General features: G+C 67.2%; 18 protein-coding genes. 4 read left to right on the top strand and 14 right to left on the bottom strand.

Translation table 11 applies throughout. The features are described from left to right. Window positions 1-8 precede the first annotated feature (8 nt). The 14 genes from H4F90_RS14425 to tssA all read right to left on the bottom strand — a co-directional run bounded on the left by H4F90_RS14425 (window position 9) and on the right by tssA (window position 15,257). Window positions 9-566, bottom strand: coding sequence for a DUF4123 domain-containing protein (locus H4F90_RS14425; protein WP_182665832.1), 558 nt, complete (start codon window positions 564-566; stop codon window positions 9-11). Window positions 567-577: 11 nt separating this feature from the next. Beyond that, on the bottom strand, window positions 578-2,665 hold the full coding sequence (locus tag H4F90_RS14420) for a type VI secretion system Vgr family protein (RefSeq protein WP_182665830.1): 2,088 nt from the start codon (window positions 2,663-2,665) through the stop codon (window positions 578-580). Between the two features lie 11 nt (window positions 2,666-2,676). Then, window positions 2,677-5,355, bottom strand: a complete 2,679-nt coding sequence (gene tssH, locus H4F90_RS14415) for a type VI secretion system ATPase TssH (protein ID WP_182665828.1) — start codon at window positions 5,353-5,355, stop codon at window positions 2,677-2,679. 16 nt (window positions 5,356-5,371) lie between these two features. Then, the gene (gene tssG, locus H4F90_RS14410) at window positions 5,372-6,439 is read right to left on the bottom strand and encodes a type VI secretion system baseplate subunit TssG (RefSeq protein ID WP_182665826.1); all 1,068 of its coding nucleotides are present in this window, start codon (window positions 6,437-6,439) and stop codon (window positions 5,372-5,374) included. A gap of 10 nt (window positions 6,440-6,449) precedes the next feature. Beyond that, on the bottom strand, window positions 6,450-8,318 hold the full coding sequence (gene tssF, locus H4F90_RS14405; protein ID WP_182665824.1) for a type VI secretion system baseplate subunit TssF: 1,869 nt from the start codon (window positions 8,316-8,318) through the stop codon (window positions 6,450-6,452). 8 nt (window positions 8,319-8,326) lie between these two features. Further along, window positions 8,327-8,854 (bottom strand): type VI secretion system baseplate subunit TssE, encoded by a 528-nt coding sequence (tssE, locus tag H4F90_RS14400; protein ID WP_182665822.1) that lies wholly within the window; start codon window positions 8,852-8,854, stop codon window positions 8,327-8,329. Further along, on the bottom strand, window positions 8,847-9,659 hold the full coding sequence (locus H4F90_RS14395; protein ID WP_182665820.1) for a type VI secretion system accessory protein TagJ: 813 nt from the start codon (window positions 9,657-9,659) through the stop codon (window positions 8,847-8,849). Before H4F90_RS14395 ends, tssE begins: the two co-directional genes overlap by 8 nt. Window positions 9,660-9,671: 12 nt before the next feature. Continuing rightward, the gene (locus H4F90_RS14390; protein WP_182665818.1) at window positions 9,672-10,232 is read right to left on the bottom strand and encodes a double zinc ribbon domain-containing protein; all 561 of its coding nucleotides are present in this window, start codon (window positions 10,230-10,232) and stop codon (window positions 9,672-9,674) included. Further along, the gene (locus tag H4F90_RS14385) at window positions 10,219-10,869 is read right to left on the bottom strand and encodes a type VI secretion system tube protein Hcp (RefSeq protein ID WP_182665816.1); all 651 of its coding nucleotides are present in this window, start codon (window positions 10,867-10,869) and stop codon (window positions 10,219-10,221) included. Before H4F90_RS14385 ends, H4F90_RS14390 begins: the two co-directional genes overlap by 14 nt. A gap of 4 nt (window positions 10,870-10,873) precedes the next feature. Next, window positions 10,874-11,389 carry a type VI secretion system tube protein Hcp gene (locus tag H4F90_RS14380; protein WP_182665814.1) on the bottom strand — a complete coding sequence of 172 codons (516 nt, stop codon included), beginning with the start codon at window positions 11,387-11,389 and terminating at the stop codon, window positions 10,874-10,876. A gap of 51 nt (window positions 11,390-11,440) precedes the next feature. Beyond that, on the bottom strand, window positions 11,441-11,977 hold the full coding sequence (locus tag H4F90_RS14375; RefSeq protein ID WP_182665812.1) for an Hcp family type VI secretion system effector: 537 nt from the start codon (window positions 11,975-11,977) through the stop codon (window positions 11,441-11,443). A gap of 74 nt (window positions 11,978-12,051) precedes the next feature. Further along, window positions 12,052-13,545, bottom strand: a complete 1,494-nt coding sequence (gene tssC, locus H4F90_RS14370) for a type VI secretion system contractile sheath large subunit (protein ID WP_182665809.1) — start codon at window positions 13,543-13,545, stop codon at window positions 12,052-12,054. A gap of 31 nt (window positions 13,546-13,576) precedes the next feature. Further along, window positions 13,577-14,077 carry a type VI secretion system contractile sheath small subunit gene (gene tssB, locus H4F90_RS14365; RefSeq protein ID WP_182665807.1) on the bottom strand — a complete coding sequence of 167 codons (501 nt, stop codon included), beginning with the start codon at window positions 14,075-14,077 and terminating at the stop codon, window positions 13,577-13,579. 97 nt (window positions 14,078-14,174) lie between these two features. Next, complete coding sequence (tssA, locus tag H4F90_RS14360; protein WP_182665805.1) at window positions 14,175-15,257, bottom strand: type VI secretion system protein TssA; 1,083 nt, start codon at window positions 15,255-15,257, stop codon at window positions 14,175-14,177. 533 nt (window positions 15,258-15,790) lie between these two features. On the opposite strand from tssA, the gene H4F90_RS14355 reads away from it, so the two are divergent. From H4F90_RS14355 to H4F90_RS14340, 4 genes are all read left to right on the top strand, one after another. Then, on the top strand, window positions 15,791-16,639 hold the full coding sequence (locus H4F90_RS14355) for a hypothetical protein (protein WP_182665803.1): 849 nt from the start codon (window positions 15,791-15,793) through the stop codon (window positions 16,637-16,639). A 182-nt stretch (window positions 16,640-16,821) separates the two neighbouring features. Beyond that, window positions 16,822-17,379 (top strand): OmpA family protein, encoded by a 558-nt coding sequence (locus tag H4F90_RS14350; protein WP_182665801.1) that lies wholly within the window; start codon window positions 16,822-16,824, stop codon window positions 17,377-17,379. Between the two features lie 47 nt (window positions 17,380-17,426). After that, window positions 17,427-19,100, top strand: a complete 1,674-nt coding sequence (locus H4F90_RS14345; protein WP_182665799.1) for a ShlB/FhaC/HecB family hemolysin secretion/activation protein — start codon at window positions 17,427-17,429, stop codon at window positions 19,098-19,100. A 42-nt stretch (window positions 19,101-19,142) separates the two neighbouring features. Continuing rightward, on the top strand, window positions 19,143-24,293 hold a 5,151-nt coding region (locus H4F90_RS14340; RefSeq protein WP_182665797.1), incomplete at its 3' end, for a two-partner secretion domain-containing protein.

The raw sequence follows: 24,293 nt of genomic DNA, 5'->3' as shown, positions 1-24,293 counted from the left end.
TTCCCGCCTCAGCGCATGCAGGCCTGGCGCGTGATGCGCAAGGTTCCGAGGGGCGCCTCGTAGTGCCGCCATTCCGTCGCCGCCGGCACGACGAAGCTGCGTACCGGACCGAAGAAGGCCCGGCAGCCGGCCGGGTCCAGGGCCGGCAGCAGGCAATCCAGCACGGCGGGATCCATCCAGTCCAGGTCAATCACCGGCCCCTGCGGCAGCCGGGCCTTCAGGAGCTGGCGCAGGTGCTGGCGCAAGGCCAGGCGGGGGGCCTCGGCCAGCACCAGCAGGCCCCAGTCGCCCAGGCCGGCAGCGGCCTCGAAGAGCAGCCAGTCGGTGAGGGGCGCGTCCGGACCCAGGGTCACAAGATGCGGGGCCTGACGGCGACGGGCGGGCTCAAGGGCCCCGGGCAGCAGGCACTCGTGAAGCAAGCCGTCGGCCGCGGCCAGGCGGGTGGGCAGATCGGGCACCCGCTGCCCCATCACCACCGCATGAACCCGCAGGCGGGCGTCGGCCCACAGGCCAGCCTTGAGCTGGGCGGGCGTCAGCGCACTCGGAGGGTCCTGGAGGGCATGCATGGGCGCGGGCCTCAAGCCTTCTTGGCCAGCGGATCGTCATTGGGCTTGTGCTCGCCTGGGGCTTGTGGCTCGGCAGGCTGGGGCGCCTGCGCTGCGTTGGCCGTGCCGGGCGAACCGCCGCTGTTGATCTTGACCAGCGGGCCCTGAATGGTCACCCCCTCGGGCCCCAGCTTGATGAAGGCTCCACCGGCCACGATGGTCAGCTGGGTCCCCCCGTCGATCACCACGCCCGCGCCGGCGCTGAGGTGCACGCTGGCGCCGGCCGAGATCGCCAGAGCCTGGCCGACCTTCACGTCCATGCCCTGGCCGGAGCTCAGCTTGATCGTCTGCGCGCCCTCGAACTGCACGGCCGCACCCACCTTGGCATCGAGCAGGCCGCCGGTCTGGAGAATCTGGTCGCCGCCGATCGCGGTGTGGCTGTCCTCACCGATCTTGACCGTGTGGACCTTGCCGACCGAGAACGTGTGGTTCTCGCCGACCGCATGCTGGGCGTGCTTGCCGACCGAGGTCCAGTGCTCGTTGCCGATCGTCAGGTGGGCATCGTGCTTGACGTTCTGGTGCAGGTCCTTCTGAGCCTGGAAGTAGACATGCTCGGCATCCTTCTTGTCGTCGAAGCGCAGCTCGTTGAAGGTGTCCGCCGTGCCGCCCTTGCTGGAGCGGCTGCGGAGGCCAGTGACGGTGGCGTGGTCGGGCAGGGTGTAAGCCGGCAGGTTCTCCGGGCTGTAGACGCTGCCGGTGATCAGCGGGCGATCCGGATGGCCCTCGAGAAACTCGACGACCACCTCATCCCCCACCCGCGGCAGCGCGAACATGCCGAAGCCCTTGCTGGCCCAGGGCTGGGCGACCCGCACCCAGCAGGAGCTCTTCTCGTCGCCCTTGCCCAGGCGGTCCCAGGGGAACTTGATCTTGACCCGGCCCGTCTTGTCGGTGTGGATCTCATCCCCGCTGGCGCCCACCACGACGGCCGTCTGCACGCCGTGGATGCGCGGGTTGCGGGTCCTGCGGTCGGGCACGTAGCGCTGGGCCTTGGGCATGGCTTCCAGCCTGGCGGAAAAGCCGGTGGCCGGCTCGTCGTCGGTCGATTCATACCGGCCGAAGTCCATCTCCAGCTCGGCATAGGTGATCAGGTACTCGCCACGGTCGCGATGGTCGACGAACTTGAAGCTGCGCCCGGCCCCCACCGAGCGGCAAGGGGTCTCCAGCAGCGCCTTGACCTGGCCGGACTCGAAGCCCTGCACCCGCAGCTTGGACACCGCCGTCGCACGCGTTGCCGCCTGGGACTTGTCCTCCAGCTCCGCGTACTCGCTCGGCCACTCGTAGACCTCCTGACGCCCGGGGTTCGCGAAGGTGGCGGCGCTCTGGGCGGTGTTGATCGGCTTGGGCGTGATCGAGTCCTGGTCGTGGTCGACGTGGCTGTACTTCAGGCTGTGCACGCTGCGGCTGAGGCGCCAGTGGTCGACGACGGCGTCGCCACGCTCATTGCTGGTCCGAGCAGCGGCGTAACCCAGCGTGTCGTCGGGCTGGATCAGCTCGTGCGCGGACGGATCGTCACAAAGCACCAGGGTGTGCTGGCCATCCTGGTGGGTGAAGTAGTAATAGATGCCCTCGTCTTCCATCAGGCGATGGACAAAGTCGAGATCGGTTTCGCGGTACTGCACACAGTAGGGCCGCTTGCGGTAACTGCCCTTGAGCTTCTTGCTGACCTGCTGCGAGCTGTAGTCGGCAAAGACGGCATCGAGCACCTCGACTGCCGTCTTGTCCTGGAAGATTCGGTTGTCGACGCTGAGGCCGAGGTGCCAGTTCCAGGTGCGAAGCTGAAGATGGAAGGCATCGAAGCGCCCGATGGGATCCACCTGGGCCACCTCGGTGACCCAGGCATTGAAGTAGCGCTTGCTGCCATCGCGCAGCCGCAGGGTCACGGTGGACTGGGTCCCCAGCAGCTTCTTCGGCTCGATCGAGGTCTTGCTGCCGAGCCGCATCACCTCGACTTCGAGACGGGTCGGGGCGCTGAGCGCCTCCACCACGCTCATGCGGCGGTAGAGCAGGGCGTCCTTGCCCAGCACGCAGCTGAAGCTGGCCTCGACAACGTCCTCGCTCATGGCGGCCTCGCTCAGTCGAAGTGGTAGCTGAACTCGCCGTCCGCCGCACCGAGCCGGATGCCCTTGAGCTCATTGCCCTGCGCCAGGCGACCGAGGTACTCGATCGACACCTTGGGCAACACGGTGTTGGTCAGGATCGAATCGATGATGCGACCGCCAGCCTCCGCGTTGTTGCAACGCTTGACGATGAGTTCGACCGCATCCTCGCCGTAGACGAAGGGAATGCGGTGATTCGCCTCGACCCGCTTCTTGATCCGCGTGAGCTGCAGGCGGACGATCTGCGCGAGCATCTCCGGCGAGAGCGGGTAGTAGGGGATGGTGACGATGCGGCCCAGCAGCGCTGGCGGGAAGACCTTCATCAGCGGTGCCTGCAGCGACTCGGCCATCGAGTCCGGATCCGGCAGCAGCTCCGGGTCCTTGCACATGTTCATGATCAGCTCGGAGCCCACGTTGCTGGTGAGCAGGATGATCGTGTTCTTGAAATCGATCATGCGGCCTTCGCCGTCCTCCATGCGGCCCTTGTCGAAGACCTGGAAGAAGAGCTCGTGCACATCGGGGTGGGCCTTCTCGACCTCGTCGAGCAGCACCACGCTGTAGGGCCGGCGGCGCACCGCCTCGGTCAGGATGCCGCCCTCGCCGTAGCCGATGTAGCCCGGCGGCGAGCCCTTGAGGGTGGAGACGGTGTGCGCCTCCTGGAACTCGCTCATGTTGATGGTGATAACGTTCTGCTCGCCACCGTAGAGCGCCTCGGCCAGGGCGAGGGCCGTCTCGGTCTTGCCGACACCGGAGGTGCCGCAGAGCATGAACACGCCGATGGGTTTGTTCGGGTTGTCCAGCCGCGCGCGGGCGGTCTGGATGCGCTTGGCGATCATGTCCAGGCCGTGCTGCTGGCCGATCACGCGCTGGCCGAGCGCGGCGCCCAGGCGCAGCACGGTCTCCAGCTCGTTCTTGACCATGCGGCCGACGGGGATGCCGGTCCAGTCGGCGACCACGCTGGCGACCGCCTGCGCGTCGACCGAGGGCATGATCAGCGGCGACTCCCCCTGCAGCGTGGCCAGCCGGTCCTGCAGCTCGTGCAACTGGACCAGCAGGGCCTCGCGGTCGGCTTCGCCGCCGGCGGGGGCATCGACCGGCCGGTCGTCGCCGCGCAGGGCAGCGCGCAGTGCGAGCAGCTCGTCGACCAGGGCCTTCTCGTCCTTCCAACGGGCTTCGAGCTGCTGCTGGCGTGCGCGCTCGCCGGTCAGCTTCTCGGCCACTTCGCTGCCGCGGCTGCCGATGCGCACGCCGACGGCCGCTTCGCGTTCGATGATGCCGGCCTCGACCTCCAGGGCCTCGATGCGGCGCAGGCAGTCCTCCAGCTCGGCGGGCGTCGCATGCTGGCTGACGGCCACGCGGGCGCAGGCGGTGTCGAGCAGGCTCACCGCCTTGTCGGGTAGCTGGCGCGCGGGAATGTAGCGGTGGCTCAGCTTCACCGCCGCCTCGATCGCTTCGTCGAGCAGCTGCACGCGGTGGTGCTTCTCCAGCACGCTGGCCACGCCGCGCAACATCAGGATGGCCTTGTGCTCGTCGGGCTCGGGCACCTGAACGACCTGGAAGCGGCGGGTCAGTGCCGGGTCCTTCTCGATGTACTTCTTGTACTCGGCCCAGGTGGTCGCGCCGATGGTTCGCAGGTTGCCGCGCGCCAGCGCCGGCTTGAGCAGGTTGGCTGCATCGCCGGTGCCGGCCGCACCGCCGGCACCCACCAGGGTGTGCACTTCGTCGATGAACAGGATGATGGGCTTGGGGCTGGCCTGCACTTCGTCGATGACCTGGCGCAGCCGCTGCTCGAACTCGCCCTTCATGCTGGCGCCGGCCTGCAGCAGGCCGAGGTCCAGGCTGAGCAGCGAAACCTCCTTGAGCTGGGGCGGCACATCGCCCTTGGCCAGGCGCTGAGCGAAACCCTCGACCACCGCCGTCTTGCCGACCCCGGCCTCGCCGGTGAGGATGGGGTTGTTCTGGCGCCGCCGCATCAGGATGTCGACGATCTGGCGGATCTCCTCGTCGCGGCCGGTGACCGGATCCATCTTGCCCTCGCGGGCGCGCTCGGTCAGGTCGACGCAGAATTTCTTCAGCGCCTCGCCCTTGCCCATGGCGGCCGGGGCCATGGCCTGGCTGTCGCTGCCGGGTTCGCCGGCTGCACCGAGGCTGGAGCCGTCCTGCGCGCCGAGCCGGGCCTCGGCGCTGGCGCCACAGATGGCCTCGAACCTCGCGGCCAGGTCGTCGGCCTTGATGCGGTCAAACTGGCGCGAGATGCCGAGCAGCACGGTGTAGAGGTTCTTGCTGCGCAGCATGCCGAGCAGCAGATAGCCCGATCGAACCTGGGCCTGGTTGAACATCAGCGTGCCGTAGAGCCAGCCCTGCTGGATGGCGGCTTCGATGTGTTCGGAGAAGTCGCTGATCGCGGTGCTGCCGCGCGGCAGACGGTCGAGCGCCTGCGTGACGTCGCGGGCCACGACGCCCATGTCGATCTGGTAGTGGCGGACGATGGCCTCCAGGTCGCTGCCCTGCGTCTGCAGCAGCTGGGCCAGCCAGTGCACGAACTCCACATAGGGGTTGCCGCGCATCTTGCAGAACACCGTCGCACTTTCGATGGCCGTGTAGGCCAGCGGGTTGAGCTTGCCGAACAGGGCGGCGCGACTGATCTCGCTCATGGTGGGGTCCTCACGTCTACGAAGTCACGGCCCGCTGGGGGCGCTCGGGCTTGAGATGCAGCTGATCGGCATCGCGCGGGCTGCGGTAGTGGCCGAGCCAGCTGGTCAGGCCCAGCCGCGCACGGCCCCGACCGAGCTTGAGGGGCGGGACCTGCTCGCGGCGCAGGACGAGCTGCAGCTCCCAGGCGAACTCCAGGCCATGCCACTGGCGCACCATGGCGTGGAGCTGGGCCAGTTCGCGGCCCCCAGGCAGAAAGCTTTGGTAGCGCCCGAGGTCGAGCGGTCCGATGACGATGCGGAATTTGTGCTGCACGTCCCAGACGCTCTGGCCCAGCACGGCATCGCGCCCGAGCGACTGACCTGCGCCACGGCGCCGGCTGAGGCGACTCCGCTCGGGTCGGGCCAGTGGCATCCAGTGGCCGACCCACTGCTCCACCCGGACCGGCACCCGGAACTCGCAACGGCACCAGGACTGCAGACCATCCGCATCGCGGATCTGGCCGGCCAGGCGCCCTGCAAAGAAGAGCTTGGCCCGATCTGGGAGGGCGTCGACCCCGCGCTGGCTGGGCAAGCCCAGGCCCAGCAGCGAAGCAAGGCGGTCGAGCTTGGCCGGGTCGGCCGGTCGGTCCAGGTCGAGAACGGGCTGGGCGGTGGCCCAGGCCCGGTAGAACTGCAGCGCAAAGCGATGCGTCAGCAGGTCAAGAAAGCGCTGCAGGGTCGCGTCGGCATGGTTGCGGCTGCGTTCGCGGACCGTCTCGGTGAAGTGCAGCGGCAGCGGCCCCATCGGACCGAGCAGGCCGAAGATGCGCTGGCGCAGACGGAGCTGGCCATCGATGGCGGTCTCGACCTGATGCAGGGCGGCCGGGGCGAAGCTCAGCTCGGCGGACTGGGCCAGGCGCATGGGCTCGTCAACCGGCCGCAGCGCCTCGCCGAGTCGCGGCAGCTCGGGGTGGGCTGCGTCGATGCGTCGCAGGGTCTCGTAGAAGTCGTGGCGATAGGGCTGAGCGCGAAGTGCATCCAGCCAAGTCTGGTGCGCGAGCTTCCGCTCGGCCTGCCGCTCGCGATCAAATTCGCGCTCGCCCATGACCGCCCGCTCAGCGCACGGCGCGACGGCCCAGCATCGGCCGCCAGCGCATCAGTTCACCCCGCGACAGGGAGATCAGCACGGTCTCGACGAAGCTGTTGGTCGAGGCATGCCGGGACAGGTGGTGGTGCAGCACGGCGCCGAAGAGAACGGCACTGCTGCCCTCGAAGCCGAGCTCGTCGACATGCAGCTCGATCTCGATGCCGCGCGAGAAGGCAATGGGGCCCGGCGCCGGATGGCGACGCACCACGCTGCGGGCGACCACGCGCTGCAGGGTCTCGATCTGTCGGCGCTGGGCCGGCTCGGTACCGAGCGGGAAGCGGCTCAGCATGTCGCGCAAGACGGCGGCAGCCGATCCGGGCTCGATGTCGACGAGCGAAAGGTAGTTCAGCGACAGCAGGTTGATGAAGCGCCAGGCGACGCCGCCCTCCCGCAGCGCGGTGTGGGGTCGCGAGGGGCCGGCGATGCAGCGCGCGCCCTGCACGGGCAGGCCGGGCTCCAGGCTCAGCTCGGCCCCGGCGGCGGTGCTGCCGACGAAGATGCTGAGGTCGCGGTTGGTGCAGCGGGTGCGCACGGAGAGCTGGCGGATGCCCAGGTCGACCGGGGCATCCTCGGGATCGACCAGGGTGACGAAGACCTCGGATCCGACATAGCCCGAGCGGGGACCATCGCGACGCGCCTGCTCCGACGGCAGCCGCGGCTCGCGCCAGGCGCTGAAGTAGGCGCTCTGCCGCATCGGGTTGTCATGCGCAGGCGCGTAGAGCGGCAGGAACTCGCGCTCCTGACCGGCGTCGTCGATGCCGCTGAGGCCCGTGATGTCATACACCTCGTAGTCGAGCGGAGCGGTCCGGTCCGGCACCACGTGGTACTCGTGCTGACCTTCGCTGAGGCCGATGCGGTCGGCTCGCTTGGGAAAGAGGTTGATCGCCGGTGCGCAGTGCAGGCTGAAATTCGCCGGCTCGACCACACCGTCCAGCCCGGTGCCCAGTCGATCGAAGAGGAAATTCAGCTCCAGCGTTTCGCCCGGCAGGCCGTTCAGCACCGACTGCAGACCCTGGACCTCGATGAAGAGGAAGCGCTCCGCGAAGGCGAAGTACTCCTGGACGAGGCGTGTGCCGGCCTGTCCGCGGAGCTGCATGGGCAGCATGGCCTCGCCGTCGGCATAGCCGACCGCCTGCACGCAGGCGGCGTCCAGCATCTCGCGTCCCGCCGGGTTGCCCGGCACGCCCACCAGCACGCCGACACAGGACGAGACCATGAGCTCGTGCAGACGCATGCCGACTTCCACCTGACCGCCCAGGTAGAAGCGCAGGCGGTCCAGCCGGAGTTTGGCAAGCGACGCTCCGGCGGGGAGGGCCAGGCGCACGCGCACCCCGCAACGGGGTCGCATCGCCCCCCCCGAACCTCCGAGACCGAGGTCTCCGACGTTGCGGAAGTAATCGGCCGAGACGGTGCTCAAGGGCGTCAGCTGCAGAGCCTGCGCCGTGCGGAACTCGCACCGGGTCGGGGTGTGGCTGAGCGGCGCACTGAACAGGGCCGTGCCCTGGGGCAGCTCCGGGCAGGCCAGCAGGTTGGGGTCGCTGAGCTGCGGCTGGACCTGGGCCACCAGCATGGCCGGCAAGGGGGCGAGGAAGTTGGGGTAGACCAGTTCCAGCAGGCGGTGCGAGAAGCGCGGGAACTCGGCATCCTGCTTGAGCTGCACCCGAGCCGCGAGGAAGGCGCAGCCTTCGAGCAGCCGCTCGACATAGGGATCGCTGACCTCGAGGCCCTCCATGCCGAGACGGGCCGCCACCTTCGGAAACTCGCGCGCGAATTCGCCCCCGAGCTCGCGCAGGTAGCGCAGCTCCTGGTTGTAGTAGCGCAGCAGCCGGGGGTCCATGGTGCCGCTCAGGCTCGCAGGTCGCGCACACGGGTAAAGCCGGTCTCGACATCCACCTCGGCCGCCAGCATCAGCTCCAGCGGCACAGGCTGGGCCCAGAGCTGGCCGCGGATCTTGAGCTGAACCGTGTTGTGGTGGGCGTAGGGATGGATCGAGATCTCGACGTCCAGGGTGTCGGCATCGATCCGGGGCTCGAAGCAGCGGATCGATTCCAGGACGGCGCGCTCCATGGCCAGGCGGTCGAGCGAGGACAGGGTGATGCCGGCGAAGGCCGGCATGCCGAAATTCAGGACCGAGCGGCGGGCCTCGGCATGGCTGGCCCACAAGGCCAGTTCGGCCTTGCGCTCCGAGGCGACCTCAGGCTCGGGCCGCGTGGTGTTGAACAGCCACGTCAGGTCACGCAGGACCGCGGCCCGCAGCTGGGCTCGCGACAAGATGCGCCCTTCGACGCTTTCCTGCGCGGCCTGGGGATCGACGTCGATCAATCGGTCCAGCAAGGAAGGCTGCAGGCGATCCCTGGAGTTCAGCTCAGCCATGGCCGTTCAGCTCAATCTCGCGAATGCCGAGGAGGTCGTGCTCCCCCTGATCGGTCACGAGCACGCGCTGACCCAGGCCGAACCAGCGCTCGGCACCCGCTGGCTGCCACGCGGTCTGCCGGGCCATCAGCAGGGCGTCCTCCCCGCTTCGTTCGGTCCCTGGGTAGCGGGTCGGCAGCATCGCGATGGCCTCGCCACCGTTGATGAACGTCACCGTGGCAGGCAGCCAGACGATATCGCGCAAGTCGGTCGGCGCCTCGATGCGGACATGACTCAATCGCGAAAACGGCAACCAGTAGTAGCGGCCGTTGATCATGGCCTCCAGCACCGGCCCCAGGCGGGAATCCGCATCGGCGATCCAGGCGAAGGGCTGACCATTGAGCCGCCCCGCGCTGGCCGGAGCCGCCTCGAAGGCCCGGTCGGCAAGCCCCTGGGCCTGAGCCTGCTGACCCTGTCCGGCCTGCAGCAGGGACTCGATCAGAAGCGCCATCCATTCATCCGGCTGGCCAAAGATCATCGGCGAGCGGCGGCCTTCGAAGACTGCGGCACGCATCAGCTCGCAGCGAAGGGCATGGCCGACCATCTCGCGCATGGGCTGTACCGTCGCATCGAGATCCGCCGCGACATTGAGCTGGGTATGCGCCCGGTCCCACTGCCCGAGCACACAGAGCAGCTGGGCCAGGAAGATGCGCAGCCGGACATCCCCCGGGCTGGCCTTGACGGCCAGGGTCAGGGCGGTGAGCGCCGACCGGGGCATGCCCGCGCGAATGGCGGATTCGGCCTCGGAGAGTGCGGGATGATTCATGGCAGGCTCGGGTCAGAAACTGTGGCCACAGTCGGTGCAGAAGCGCGACTGCCGCTGGCACAGCGCACCGCATCCGGGGCAGGACTTGTGGGTGGCCGCGAAATCGAAACCGCACTCGGCACAGAAGCGTCCACCGGCTGCTGCAGCCTGACATTGCGGGCAGGTGGCCGATGCGGCACCTGCCTCAGACCCGGCACGGGGTGCGTGATCAAGAGCCGAGCCCATGCATGGCACGCAGACGGAACCATCCATGCAGTTGTCGCAGTAGGCGTGCTGGCACTTCGGGCACTCGGTGTAGCGTTGGCGGGCGAGGACCATCGCGTCCTGCAGGGCCTCGGCATGGGCCTTGTCCGTCGCGTACTCGGCCAAGTCAGCGCCCACCTGGCCCACCACGCTCAGCTTGCGGATGTAATGGCTTGCGCGCAGCAGCACGCCGGTCAGCTGTCCTGTCCGGAACGGCCGGTACGGTGAGCGCCAGGCTGTCTTGCAATGGCTGCAGGCGAACTCAAACTGGAAGCCTGCGGACAGGCTCTTGCTGCGGTCGCTGAGATCCCGGTAGTTATCGAGTGCCATGCGGCTTGACCCCCTTCCCCGAGACCGCGCTCTTGTCGTCTTCGTCGTCGCGGATCCGCTTGATCAGGTTGATCAGATTGCCCCGTTCGATGGGGGAGAGGCGCTTCGCCTCGGCAACGAGTTCGTCGAGTTTGTCGACCGGCTTGAAGGCCTCCGCATTGGGCGGCTGATTGAGGGTGACCCCACCCCCGTAATCAAAGTAGACGCTCTGGTACTGGAAGGAGCACTGCTCCTTGAGCGTGACCTCCTTCTCGCTGGTCTCGCCCTGAACCTGGTACTCATGCACCGTGACCTGGTTGAGCTTGACGACCAAGTGGAAGCTGCCCTCGGTCAGATCCTCGGACCCCTGAAGCTCCTCGTAGATCGTGAAGATCGCCTGGGTGAACTGCTCGCCATCCCGGAGCGCCGCCATGATCCGGGTGCTGGACTTGTCCGGCGCCTTGCCGAACTTGAAAAGCGACATGCCGAGCGCCCTGCCTGAGGCCTTTCCCGGGGCGCCTGCCCGGTCCTGCTGCATGCCGATGTCAACCGACCAGTCCGCGCAGGCAATCTGATCCTTGTAGGCGGGGGTCACCACCTCGCCGACAACCGGGGCCCCGCTCTTGTCGAGCAGCTTGAGATAGCAGTGGGTCGCCATGGCTTCAGTCCACGGCCGGCAGCGTTGCGCTGAACGTCATGCCGGCCTGTCGGCGGCGACGTGCAACATCCAGCGGCACATAGCCCACCTCCAGCTTCCGGTACGAGAACTCGATCGACTCCTCAATCGTCGCGCCCTTGTCTCCGCCATCATTGAGCTTGATATCGATCTTCTCGATGCGCCCGTCGAAGAGCTCGATGAGCATGATCGGGCTCTGATCCTTCTGCTGCTGGGTCTCGATCCGATGTTGATCGACGGTGAGTCGGAGGTGGTCAAAGACGGCATCCCGCTCGAGTGCGCGGGCCAGATTGACTGAGGCCTTGTCGTAGTACTTGGTGATGCTGAGGTTGCCGTAGCTCAGCTGGCGCTTGGTCGTGCCGGTCTGCGACGAGGTACCGCGAACCTCCATGCCCAACTCAAAGCTGTTGACCTCGATCTCGCCCTCGTAGCCCGAGGTGGTGGCCTCGCCGGTGATGTTGCGACCCTGGACCTCGATGTGCAGAAAGATCTGGGTGGACATGAGAGGCCGTGGAGTCGCAACAGGGATCGGAGCGGAGGCAGCCTCCTGGGCTTACTTGACCGCAAGGTTTGCGGTCGCCACACCTTCCACCTTCATCTTCGAGATGTCCCAGGTGAAGTCCTTCTGGGTACCCAGACCACCCGTCATCCCCGACTGGGGCTTGTAGCCGATGGCCACTTCCTTGAAGACCATGTCGACATCCTGGCTGACCGAGCCATCCTCACCGCCCTTGGTCGAGACCTTGGTGATGAACACGGTCTTCATCGTCATCCCGTAATAGACCTCGCCCTTGCCGCTTTTGCTGCCGGTCTGTTTCAGCATCACGATGTGGACGTCCAGGAAATGCGTTCCCTGAACGATGCGATTCATGATCTCGGGCGAGGCGTTGTCGTAGTAGTGCGTGAACGACAAGGTGCCAGGGGTCGGCTTGCCGACCGAGGCGCCGGCTCCCTTGAGGAAACTGGTCTCGGCCTCGATGTCCCAGCTCCAGTCGCTGATCTCGATCCAACCCGCGGACCCTGGATGGGTCTCCTGCAGCGACTCGCCGTCCTTGACGCCGTTGAACTTGATGAACGCATTTCCAGGCATGTCAATGCTCCTCGATCGATGGTGCCGCGCCTAAAGAGCGATCCGGCAGGTTGAAGGGACTGCGGACTCTCGGCTCAGCCCTTCTCGCTGGGCAGCTTGGAGACCAAGCGCAGCGAGACGGTCAAGCCTTCAAGTTGGTAGTGCGGACGCAGGAAGAAGCGGCTCTGGTAATAGCCAGGTGCACCCTCCACTTCCTCGACCGTGACTTCTGCAGCCGCCAGGGGCTTCTGCGCCTTGACGGATTCCGACGAGTTGCTCGGGTCACCGTCGACATACTTCAAGATCCAATCGTTCAGCCAGCGCTCCATGTCTTCGCGCGACTTGAACGAGCCCACCTTGTCCCGGACCATGCACTTCAAGTAGTGCGCGAAACGGTTGCATGCGAACAGATAGGGCAGTCGAGCTGCAAGGGCAGCGTTCGCCGTTGCATCGGGATCGTCGTACTCGGTCGGCTTCTGCAGGGACTGCGCACCGATGAAGGCCGCGAAGTCAGAGTTCTTGCGATGGATCATCGCGAGGAAGCCATTCTTCGAGAGCTCGGCTTCACGGCGATCCGAGATCGCGATCTCGGTCGGGCACTTCATGTCGACCCCGCCATCATCGGTGGGGAAGGTGTGCGAGGGCAGGTTCTCGACCGCGCCACCGGACTCCACGCCCCGGATCCTCGAACACCAGCCGTACTCCTTGAAGGATCGGTTGATGTTGGTGGCCATGGCGTACGCGGCATTGCACCAGGCGTACTTGTCGTGGTCCGCCCCGACGGTGTCTTCCTCGAAGTTGAACTCATCGACCGGCGAGGTCTTTGAGCCGTAGGGCAAGCGACCGAGGAAGCGCGGCATGCACATCGCCAAGTAGCGGGCGTCATCGCTCTCTCGCAGCGAGCGCCAGGCTGCGTACTCGGGGGTGGTGAAGATTTTGGTGAGATCGCGCGGATTGGCGAGCTCGCTCCAGGACTCCATCTGCATCACGGAGGGGGCAGCACCGGTGATGAAGGGCGCATGCGCCGATGCAGCAATCTTGCTCATCTCGGCCAGCAGCTCAACATCCGGGGGGGAGTGGTCGAAGTGGTAGTCGCCGACGATGGCACCGAAAGGCTCGCCACCGAATTGACCGTACTCCTCCTCGTAGAGCTTCTTGAAAAGGGGCGACTGGTCCCAGGCGGTGCCCTTGTAGCGCTTGAGCGTCTTGCCCAGTTCCTGCTTGGAGATCGGCATCACGCGGATCTTCAGCTGTTCATCCGTCTCGGTGTTGTTGACCATGTAGTGCAGGCCACGCCAGGCGGACTCCAGCTTCTGGAATTCGGCGTGATGCAGGATGAGGTTGACCTGCTCGCTGAGCTTGCGGTCGATTGCTGCGACCATGGCTTCGACCGAGGCGACCGTATCCGAGCTGATGAGCTGGACGTTCTGCAAGGCATGCTGCGCCAGGGTCTGGACAGCCGCTTCCACGGCATTGCGTGCCTCGTCGCTCTTGGGTTTGAACTCCTTGGACAGCAGGGCTGCGAAGTCATTGCCTTCCAAGGTGACGCCCGCGAAGGCGGACGAGGTGGTCTGAAGAGGTTCAGCCATATGCGCTTGCTCCGGGAATGTCGGTGGCGGATCAGGTCGGGTCGCCGGCCTTGGGCGCAGCCCCCAGCGAACTCAGCAAGGCGGGGTCCTTCAGCACACGGGCAATGAGTTCTTCTGCCCCGCCCTTGCCGTCCATGTAGGTGACCAGGTTCGACAGCTGCTGCCGTGCCTCCAGCAGCTGCTTCAATCCGTCAACCTTGGCCGCCACGGCAGCGGGCGAAAAGTCGTCCATGTTCTCGAAGGTCAGGTCCACCGAGAGGTTGCCTTCACCGGTCAGGGTGTTGGGCACCTGGAAGGCGACTCGTGGCTTCATCGCCTTCATGCGGGTGTCGAAGTTGTCGACGTCGATCTCGAGGAACTTGCGGTCGGCAACCGGCGGCAAGGGATCCTCGGGCTTGCCGGCGAGGTCCGCCATGACCCCCATGACGAAGGGCAGCTGCACCTTTTTTTCTGCACCGTACAGCTCGACGTCGTACTCGATCTGCACGCGTGGCGCGCGATTGCGCGCGATGAACTTCTGACTGCTGCCCATGAATGTTCTCCGAGGATGAGCGAGGACACGTTCGCCGCGGCACCGCAGGGGCCACGAGACGGCCAGCGCGTTTTACGCCGCGCGGCTTGGCTTGGAATCAAGAGGAACCATCATCTGCCCCGATTCGGGGGATGCTGTCAGGGTCTACGCCCATGATCCGAGCGACTTCGGCCAGGGCATCGGGTGCGAGGTCTTGCACCAGTTGCATGAAGCCCTTGTCGATGAGGCGCTGCGCGCGTCGCAGCAGCAGCTGCGCGGGGTTGGTGGGCTCGTGCCGTTCGAGGTAATCGCAAATGCGCTGAAGCGCCTGGATCACGTCCTGGCGCGACTCGATCCGGCCGGCCGTGCCCCCGGCCCGGCTCGGGGTCGACAGCACGCGCGATCCGAGGTCGGCGTCCGCTTCCGCAGCCCGGCTGTACCGCTCGCTTGCAAGGGCAGGCCCGTCGGCCGCTGCATCCAAGACGGCGGCCTCGTCGGGAAGGGCCTGCCGGAGTGCATCCAGCAATCCGCGGAGATCGGCCAAGTCCACGGCGACGTCCCCACCGAAACGACTGTTCATCAAAGCCTGCAGGTCGCGGGCCGCCTGCATGGCATGCGTATGGACGTCGCGCAGTTGGGAGGCCAGCTCAGGCAGGTCGCCAAGCAAACCCTGGATCTGACCCAGCGTGCGGGGCGAGTCGCCCGGCCGCGGCGCCAAACGATCAAGCGCCACCTCAACGTCGCGCACGCGCAAGCCGCCCAGGCGTCGGTCAGGCAGCAGCAGCGCATTGCGCACGTCGCCCAGCAGATCCTCCCACTTGCCCAAACCGCCGAGCACACTGAGCCGGGAGAAGGGATCCCCGTCATCGGGATCGAGTTGTGGATGGACCTCGCTCCAGAAGGCCTCCATCAAGCCCGTCAACAACTTCAAGATCGGAGTCAAGCCCTGGACCCCGTCGAGGTTGACGCACGCTCGTCCCCAGGCCATCACCACACGCAGGTCCCGCGTGCGCGTCATGAGCGATTCGGCCTGCTCGCGCACCACCATCCACTGCGGTGGTTCTGCAGGGGCAAACTGGGTCTCGGGCTTGCCAGCCAGCGACTGATTCAGTTCGAAAAACTCGAGGTCATACTCAAGATTCTCGCCACACGGCGCACCGTCAATGGGCTCCAGCCATGTATCGATCGAATAATCGGCCATGATTTCGGGAGATCCTCGCGACGGTCAAACTGCATCGGGGCCAGCATTGAGGGCGGCACCAAACGTCGCCGGAATGTAGCACCAGGCCCTCGGTACGCGTCAATCGGTTGAGCGCATGAAAACTGCGATGGACTGCCCGCTCAGGGTTTTCCATGGGCCAGGAGCATGACCCGCCGGTTTGCCGCACGGATGACCTGTTGCCACCTTGATTCCGCTGTGGAATGCTCCCTTTGGCTGTGTTGCCGGCTTACGGAGAGGGCCTTGTGAGCACCGACCCGCGCGAGATCACACGCCAGTTGCTGAGACCCAAGGGTTTCCCCGGAAGCCCCCCGCCCCCTCGAACCCATCCGGCCAAGACGCGGCGTGCTGGTTCGCGCCTTTCACGCAGCATCCTTCTTTTCTGCGGCCTCTGCTGTATCGCAGGACTGGCTGCGCTGAACGGGTTCCAGCGCCGGCCGGAAACGCCGACTCTCGCACCGGAAGCGGCCCATCCTGGACGAGCGCTTCGGCCCGGAAGTCAGGGGGCCCAGACGGTGACCCCGCCCGACGCCCAGCCGAGCTCGGGTGTCGCCGTGCGCCGGATGGAGGACCTGCTGAACGACACACCAGACGGAACCTGGCGTGTCGCGCGCTTGGCCGAACATCCCGCGATCCTGGTCATCGAGTTCCCGGATCTCCTGACCCAGGGAGCGGCCCTCAACCGCCTGGCCGCGCTTATCGAGAAGCGCGGGACGCCACGGGATCGCGTGCTCACGCCCGAGGAACTGGCCCTGCTGATGCAGAAGACGGGAGACAGCGCCGCGACTTTTTATCAGGGCCACGACTACGCGGGCAGCAGCGTGATCCGCTTCTTCGCCCAGATCGCGCGCCAGGGTCTCCCGCTGAACCCGGACGAGGAGCGGCTCCGGACCACGCTGCAGAACGCGGGTCTGCTGGACTCTCGGGCGCGAGCAGCTTCGACCGACGAAGCGCAGGCCCCGTCGCAAGCACTGATTGCCTTCACCGCCGTGCAGGCGGACGACCCGGCCACTTTGGCCGATGAGGAGGTCGATGCCCGACGGCGGGAAACCGTTTTGCGCCACGAACTCAGCCACGGCTTCTTTTTCACCCATAAGGGGTATCAGAAGCAGGTCATCGGATTCTGGCGAGATGTTTTGAACGAATCTCAGCGAAGGGCATTTAGGATTTTCCTCGGAGATCTGGAATACGACACGAGCGATGAAACCCTGATGGCCAACGAAACCCAGGCCTTTCTTATGCACACCCCAGACCCTCGGGTTTTTTCCGGCAGCCACCTGGGTTGGCCGGAGCACCATCTGCACGATCTTCGCGCCAAATTCAGACAGCACGTTCCAGCCCTTCAGATCTTTTCCGCGTGGTGAAGCCAGACGCCCCGGGTTATCCCGATCCCTTAAGCAGGGGACACCCAGGATGGAAGCCACCCACCGCTCACAGTACAAGCGTGGTGTGAATCAGTCCGTGTTCCGAACCTCGGGGCGCCACCTACCGGCATGACCCTCACGACCCCGGTCACCGCGGCGCCTGCCCCTCAGGAGATAAGCAAATGACAGCTCGCGGCCTCTTGCATCGCCCCTTCCGCGCCTTGGGCGGAAGCACTCTTCTGGCCCTGAGTCTCAGCGTCTGCGCCGCCGAGGGGGCTCCCGCGGTCGACCTCGGCACCACCGTGCCTGACGCCGCGACAGTCAAGGAAGGCCTCTTCCCGGACGACGCATGCAAGGAACTCGAAGCCAACGGCTTTCGCTGCATGGGCTTGAAGCCCGCCGTGCGCTTCTCGCTGCCGGCGGCCAGTTTCAAGCTCGGCTCGGCGGAGTTGCCTGAGGGCTTGCGCAAGCAGCTCGACGTTTTTGCGGAGGTGTTGCGGGGGCGCCCCAAGGGCAGTCAAGGGGTTCGCATCGTTGGTCATGCCGATGCCAGCGGTTCTGCCGCAGGCAACCTCGCCCTCTCCTTGCGGCGCGCCGAATCGGTCAAGGCCTACCTCGTCGGCAAGGGGGCTGACCCGGCTTCGCTGCAGACGGTCGGCCTGGGGGCCAAGGATCCCAAGAATCCGCAGGATCCTGCTGCCAGCGAGAACCGCCGCGTCGAGATCGGGCGGGCCGAGTGAGACGGCATCGCGTGAGGCCGTGCCCTCGCCGAAGGCTCTGGCACGGCTTGGGGTTCGCCCTTCTCATCACAACGGCAGGCGCATCCCAGGCTCAATCCGCGCCGCCGGCGGGCATCCTTCCGCGGCCGCAGGACCTGGCCCCCAGCCTGCCCACCGGACGCCCGGCGGACCTGCCGGACCGACCGATCAGCCGAGAGCTTGGCAAGCCCCAGGACGAGTTGCGCGTCGATGTCCAGCGTTTCGTGGTGGATGACCAGGCTCCGGCGGCGCTCCGCGAGGCCCTGCCTGCGCTGACAGTGGGCTTCGTGGGGCCCCAGCGGAGCTACGAGGACCTGGTCGAAGCAGCCGCTGCGGTCACTCGCTTCCTGCAAAGCGAGCTGGGCTACTACCTGGGCTATGCCTACTTGCCCGAGCAGGCCGCCGAGGATGGCGTCATCCGCATTGCCGTGCTCGAGGGCCGGCTCGACGAGGTGCAGCTGAACTGGTCCGACGGCCTCCCGGTCGATCGCGGGGTCGTCGAGCGTTATCTGGCCCGGCTGGTTCCCGGATCCATCCTCACGGTACGCGATGTCGAGCGCACGGTTTTCCTGATCAATGACCTGCGCGGCATCACTGCGCGCTTTGAGGTCAAGGCCGGCCGGAAGCCAGGCACTGCGACCCTCGTGGTGACACCGCAACCGGAGTCTCGCTGGAGTCAGCGCTATGAGCTGGACAACCACGGTTCGCGCTTTTCGGGCGAATGGCGCCTCAGTGCGCTGGCGCAGTGGAACAGCCCCACAGGTGCGGGCGACGGCCTGGTCTTCAACCTGCTCAGCTCCGAGACCGGCGGACTGCGCTTCGCACTGGCCAGCTACACCCGGCCGGTGGGCGATGACGGACTGAAGCTCGGCCTGTCCTTGTCCTACGTCGATTACCAGATCGACAAGGACAAGCTACCGATCAATCTGAACGGTGACATCTCCACCCTCACCGCCTTCGGGCTCTACCCCCTGGTCCGCAGCCGCAACCTGAATGTATTTGGCCTGGCCAGCCTGGATCTCAAACGCTTCGAGGACCGCCAGGGCTTGACGGGCTTCTCCCGGGACAAGTCCGTCGATGCGCTGCGTCTCGGCCTCTTCGGCGACTGGCGGGACGCCTGGCTCAGCGGTGGTGTCAGCACCTACGAGCTCGGCCTGGCCCTTGGCCAGATCGACCTGAGCCCACCCCAGGTCTTTGATGACGTCGACGACCGCTTCGTGGTGCTGAGCGGCCAGATCGCGCGGCTGCAGAACATCGTGGATGCCAGGCTGCTGCTCTATCTCAGCCTTCGCGGGCAATGGACTCCGGACAATCTGGACAGTGCGGAGCAGTTTCAGCTCGGCGGCCCCGATCGCGTCCGTGCCTTCGCCCCCGGGGAGGGCACCGGTGACCGGGGCGTGGTGGCTACCGCCGAACTGCGCTGGCTGCCTCCGGACGCCTGGCTGGGACGGCTGGCGCGGGAACTGGTCTTCAGCACCTTCCTCGACATCGGGCACGTACGCTACCGGAGCAAACTGTCGGCTCCGAGCGTCTCCACAGACAACGCGGCCACACTGGCTGGTGCTGGCTTCGGTCTGGTCTGGGACCGACCGGGTGACTTCACGATCCGTGCCTCACTGGCCTGGCCGCTGGTGGGCGAGGGGCGAAGCGATCCGGTCGACCGCTCGCCACGGGCCCATCTGCTGCTCAGCAAGTCCTTCTAGCGCGCAGTCCCGAGGTACGACATGAAGCGGTCCTGCCCCACCTTGTCCGCCCGGCCTGCCGGCCTGCGCCGACTCGCCCCCCCCCTGATCAGCCCCGTGGCACTGGCGAGTGCCCTGCTGATGCACAGCGGCGCAAGCTTGGCCCTGCCGACCGGGGCTGAAATCGTGGCCGGACAAGCCACGGTCGAGAGCGGCGCCCCCCGGCAGGGCCTGATCCGCCAGATCAGCAACCAGGCCGCGATCGATTGGCAAGGCTTCTCGATCGGGGCAGACGAGACCTTGCGCATCGTCCAGCCTGACAGCCGCTCGGTATTGCTCAACCGCGTGGTGGGCACAGACCCCAGCCATCTGCTCGGTCACATGCAGGCCAACGGCCGGGTCTTCCTGGTCAATCCGAACGGCATCGTCTTTGGCGAGGGGGCCCGGATCGATGTCGGCTCGCTGGTGGCCTCGACCCTGCCCATCTCGACCGTCGACTTCATGGCGGGCCTCTACCGCTTCGGCGACGACAGCCTGGTCACGGCCGAGGCGGGTACTGTGCTGAATGCCGGGACGATCACCGCCCACGGCGGCACCGTGGCCCTGGTGGCGCCGCTGGTGATCAACCGCGGCCTCATCGAAGCCCGCGAGGGGCGGGTGGCGCTGGCTGCGGTTGACCGGGTGCGGGTCGATATCGAAGGCGACGGCCTCGTGCTCTTCGAAGCCCGAGGTGACCAAGTCAGCCAGCGTCTCGACCAGCTCGGTCGCATCCAGGCCGACGGCGGCCTCATCCAGCTCCGGGCCCAGGCCCGCAGCGCCTTGGCCGACACCGTGCTCAACATGGATGGCCTGCTGCAGGCACGCAGCCTGAGCCAGCGAAACGGCCGCATCGTCATCGACGGCGGCAGCCAGGGTCAAGTGGCCCTGAACGGTCGCATCGACGTGCAGGGCCTGGATGCCGGCGCACGCGGCGGTTCCGTGCAGGTTGGTGGCCAAGCCCTGGTGGTAGGCGGGGGAAGCCGGATCGACGCCTCCGGTGTAGCAGGGGGCGGCACGGTGGCCATAGGCGGTGGTTGGCAGGGTGCTGCGCTGGACACGGTCGGGCGGGCCGAATCGGTCCGGGTCGAGGCTGGCGCCGAGGTCCGCGCCGATGCCACGGCCCGCGGCAACGGTGGCGAAGTCGTCGTCTGGTCCGACGGCAGCAACCGGTTCCAGGGCCATATCTCGGCCCGTGGTGGAGCGCTTGAAGGGGACGGCGGCCGGGTCGAGGTCTCGGGCTTGCGAGGGCTGGGCTTCGCCGGTCGCGTCGACACCGGCGCGACCGGCGGGCAGTCCGGCCTCTTGCTGCTGGACCCTGACAAGCTCGTGATCGGGACGGGCGGCACGGATGCCTATGCCGACCCACTGCCCGCAGGCGGGGACCTCACCATTTCGCCAGCAGCTCTGGAGGCCGTGGTCGGCAATGTCCTGCTGACGGCCAGCAACACCGTCACCTTCGAGGATTCGCTCAACCTGGGCATGCGCAAGCTGCAGGTCCAAGCTGGTAACAGCATCGTGCTGGAGGCGAATGTCACGGTCGTTGCCAAGGAGCTGAACTTCCAAAGCACGCTGCTGGTGCTGAACGCGAACGCCAGCCTTGGCGGCGACAGCCTGACGATGACCGGCGCAACCCAGTTCATGGGCGGCTCAGTCAGCACCACCGGCCATCAGACCTACACCGGTGCCGTCACGCTGGGAGCCGACACCACCCTGTCCGCCGGTGCGGGCACGGTGAGCCTGGGCAGCACGGTCGATGGCGCACGCTCGCTGTCCGTCTCGGCCGGCACGGTCGATCTCAACGGCGCCGTCGGCAGCGGCACGGCACTGTCCAGCCTGGCGCTGACGGCTTCTTCGATCTTGCTCGATGGCGGCTCGGTCACCACCACCGGCCATCAGACCTACACCGGTGCAGTGACGCTGGGCGTGGACACCACCCTGTCCGCCGGTGCGGGCACGGTGAGCCTGGGCAGCACGGTCGATGGCGCCCGCTCGCTGTCCGTCTCGGCCGGCACGGTCGATCTCAACGGCACCGTCGGCAGCGGCACGGCACTGTCCAGCCTGGCGCTGACGGCTTCGTCGATCTTGCTCGACGGTGGCTCGGTCACCACCACCGGCCAGCAGACCTACACCGGTGCAGTCACGCTGGGCACAGACACGGTCCTGCGCGCGACGGCGGCAGGCAGCGACATCACGCTTGGCAGCACCGTCGATGGCAGCCACAAGCTCTCCATCGATGCCGCCGATCGCATCGTGCTGACTGGCGCGGTCGGCGGGATGGCGCCGCTGGGTGACCTGAGCTTGTTCTTCTCCGCGCTGGATGTGGGGGCCACCGTCACCGGAACAGGGACGGCCACGCTGGCACCCAGTTCGATCGGCAGCTCCGTGGGTCTGGCCGGTGGGGTGGGCACGCTGTCCATCGCCCAGGCGACGCTGGATCTCTTCGCCAGCTTCGGAACCTTGCAGATCGGTCGCAGTGAGGGCACGGGAGACATCGGCGTTGGCGTGCTGAACCTGCCGACCGACATGCGCATCCAGACCGCCGGAAGGATTGAGCTGGGCGCCGCGGTTGACGGCGCCCATGCCTTGACGCTGAGCGGTGGCCCGGTGGAGCTCAACGGGGCCATCGGCAGCGGCGTGGCGCTGAACAGCCTGAGCGTGAGTGGCTCGTCGATTTCGCTGGGCGGTTCGGCTGTCAGCACCACGGGCAACCAGACTTACACCGGCGCTGTCACGCTGGGCGTGGACACCACCCTGTCCGCAGGCGTGGGCACGGTGCGTTTCAGCAGCACGATCAATGGGGCGCAGGCGCTGCTCATCTCCGGCAGTACGGTGGACTTCAATGGGGCAGTGGGGGGGGGCTCGGCGCTGACCAGCCTGGGGCTGACGGCCACGTCCATCACGCTCGATGGTGGCGCGGTCAGCACCACGGGCAACCAGACCTACTCCGGCGCGGTGACGCTCGGGGCGAACACCACCTTGTCCGCAGGCGCGGGCACGGTGAGCCTGGGCAGCACGGTCGATGGTGCCCGCTCGCTTTCGGTTTCGGCCGGTGCCGTGGATCTCAACGGAGCGGTCGGTGGCAGCACGGCGTTGAGCAGCCTGGCGTTGGTGGCGGCCTCCCTCCTGCTCGATGGCTCAGCGATCACCACCACCGGCAACCAGACCTACTCCGGCGCGGTGACGCTCGGGGCGAACACCACCTTGTCCGCAGGCGCAGGCACGGTGAGCCTGGGCAGCACGGTCGATGGTGCCCGCTCGCTGTCCGTCTCGGCCGGCACGGTCGATCTCAACGGCGCCGTCGGCAGCGGCACGGCACTGTCCAGCCTGGCGCTGACGGCTTCGTCGATCTTGCTCGACGGCGGCGCCGTGACGACCACCGGCCATCAGACCTACACCGGTGCGGTGACGCTGGGGGCCGACACCACCCTGTCCGCCGGTGCGGGCACGGTGAGCTTCGGCAGCACGGTCGATGGTGCCCGCTCGTTGTCCGTCTCGGCCGGCACGGTCGATCTCAACGGCGCCGTCGGCAGCGGCACGGCACTGTCCAGCCTGGCACTGACGGCTTCGTCGATCTTGCTCGATGGCGGCTCGGTCACCACCACCGGCCATCAGACCTACACCGGTGCAGTCACGCTGGGAGCCGACACCACCCTGTCCGCCAGTGCGGGCACGGTGAGCCTGGGCAGCACGGTCGATGGTGCCCGCTCGCTGTCCGTCTCGGCCGGCACGGTCGATCTCAATGGGGCCGTCGGCAGCGGCACGGCACTGTCCAGCCTGGCGCTGACGGCTTCGTCGATCTTGCTCGATGGCGGCGCCGTGACGACCACCGGCCATCAGACCTACTCCGGCGCGGTGACGCTGGGGGCCGACACCACCCTGTCCGCCGGTGCGGGCACGGTGAGCCTGGGCAGCACGGTCGATGGCGCCCGCTCGCTGTCCGTCTCGGCCGGCACGGTCGATCTCAACGGCGCCGTCGGCAGCGGCACGGCACTGTACAGCCTGGCGCTGACGGCTTCGTCGATCTTGCTCGACGGCGGCTCGGTCACCACCACCGGCCATCAGACCTACTCCGGCGCGGTGACGCTGGGCGTGGACACCACCTTGTCCGCAGGCGCAGGCACGGTGAGCTTCGGCAGCACGGTCGATGGTGCACGCTCGCTTTCGGTTTCGGCCGGTGCCGTGGATCTCAACGGAGCGGTCGGTGGCAGCACGGCGCTGAGCAGCCTGGAGTTGGTGGCGGCCTCCCTCCTGCTCGATGGCTCAGCGATCACCACCACCGGCAACCAGACCTACTCCGGCGCGGTGACGCTCGGGGCCGACACCACCCTGTCCGCCGGCGCGGGCACGGTGAGCCTGGGCAGCACGGTCGATGGCGCACGCTCTCTGTCCGTCTCGGCCGGCACGGTCGATCTCAACGGCGCCGTCGGCAGCGGCACGGCACTGTCCAGCCTGGCGCTGACGGCTTCTTCGATCTTGCTCGATGGCGCTGCCGTGACGACCACCGGCCATCAGACCTACACCGGTGCGGTGACGCTGGGCGTGGACACCACCCTGTCCGCCGGTGCGGGCACGGTGAGCCTGGGCAGCACGGTCGATGGTGCCCGCTCGCTGTCCGTCTCGGCCGGCACGGTCGATCTCAACGGCACCGTCGGCAGCGGCACGGCACTGTCCAGCCTGGCGCTGACGGCTTCTTCGATCTTGCTCGACGGCGGCGCCGTGACGACCACGGGCCAGCAGACCTACACCGGTGCCGTCACGCTGGGGGCCGACACCACCCTGTCCGCCAGTGCGGGCACGGTGAGCCTGGGCAGCACGGTCGATGGCGCCCGCTCGCTGTCCGTCTCGGCCGGCACGGTCGATCTCAACGGCACCGTCGGCAGCGGCACGGCACTGTCCAGCCTGGCGCTGACGGCTTCGTCGATCTTGCTCGATGGCGGCTCGGTCACCACCACCGGCCATCAGACCTACTCCGGTGCGGTGACGCTGGGGGCCGACACCACCCTGTCCGCCAGTGCGGGCACGGTGAGCCTGGGCAGCACGGTCGATGGCGCCCGCTCGCTGTCCGTCTCGGCCGGCACGGTCGATCTCAACGGCGCCGTCGGCAGCGGCACGGCGCTGTCCAGCCTGGCGCTGACGGCTTCTTCGATCTTGCTCGATGGCGGCTCGGTCACCACC

Source organism: Aquariibacter albus (genome assembly GCF_014145335.1).
Taxonomy (GTDB): domain Bacteria; phylum Pseudomonadota; class Gammaproteobacteria; order Burkholderiales; family Burkholderiaceae_C; genus Aquariibacter; species Aquariibacter albus.
Note: the sequence above shows the minus strand (reverse complement) of the source record. Positions and strands in the feature narration are given on the sequence as shown.

What these genes read in the sequence shown, in the direction of transcription:
- H4F90_RS14425 (WP_182665832.1), bottom strand. Translation starts at nt 566, where the DNA reads ATGCATGCCCTCCAGGACCCTCCGAGTGCGCTGACGCCCGCCCAGCTC.
- H4F90_RS14420 (WP_182665830.1), bottom strand. Translation starts at nt 2,665, where the DNA reads ATGAGCGAGGACGTTGTCGAGGCCAGCTTCAGCTGCGTGCTGGGCAAG.
- tssH (WP_182665828.1), bottom strand. Translation starts at nt 5,355, where the DNA reads ATGAGCGAGATCAGTCGCGCCGCCCTGTTCGGCAAGCTCAACCCGCTG.
- tssG (WP_182665826.1), bottom strand. Translation starts at nt 6,439, where the DNA reads ATGGGCGAGCGCGAATTTGATCGCGAGCGGCAGGCCGAGCGGAAGCTC.
- tssF (WP_182665824.1), bottom strand. Translation starts at nt 8,318, where the DNA reads ATGGACCCCCGGCTGCTGCGCTACTACAACCAGGAGCTGCGCTACCTG.
- tssE (WP_182665822.1), bottom strand. Translation starts at nt 8,854, where the DNA reads ATGGCTGAGCTGAACTCCAGGGATCGCCTGCAGCCTTCCTTGCTGGAC.
- H4F90_RS14395 (WP_182665820.1), bottom strand. Translation starts at nt 9,659, where the DNA reads ATGAATCATCCCGCACTCTCCGAGGCCGAATCCGCCATTCGCGCGGGC.
- H4F90_RS14390 (WP_182665818.1), bottom strand. Translation starts at nt 10,232, where the DNA reads ATGGCACTCGATAACTACCGGGATCTCAGCGACCGCAGCAAGAGCCTG.
- H4F90_RS14385 (WP_182665816.1), bottom strand. Translation starts at nt 10,869, where the DNA reads ATGGCGACCCACTGCTATCTCAAGCTGCTCGACAAGAGCGGGGCCCCG.
- H4F90_RS14380 (WP_182665814.1), bottom strand. Translation starts at nt 11,389, where the DNA reads ATGTCCACCCAGATCTTTCTGCACATCGAGGTCCAGGGTCGCAACATC.
- H4F90_RS14375 (WP_182665812.1), bottom strand. Translation starts at nt 11,977, where the DNA reads ATGCCTGGAAATGCGTTCATCAAGTTCAACGGCGTCAAGGACGGCGAG.
- tssC (WP_182665809.1), bottom strand. Translation starts at nt 13,545, where the DNA reads ATGGCTGAACCTCTTCAGACCACCTCGTCCGCCTTCGCGGGCGTCACC.
- tssB (WP_182665807.1), bottom strand. Translation starts at nt 14,077, where the DNA reads ATGGGCAGCAGTCAGAAGTTCATCGCGCGCAATCGCGCGCCACGCGTG.
- tssA (WP_182665805.1), bottom strand. Translation starts at nt 15,257, where the DNA reads ATGGCCGATTATTCGATCGATACATGGCTGGAGCCCATTGACGGTGCG.
- H4F90_RS14350 (WP_182665801.1), top strand. Translation starts at nt 16,822, where the DNA reads ATGACAGCTCGCGGCCTCTTGCATCGCCCCTTCCGCGCCTTGGGCGGA.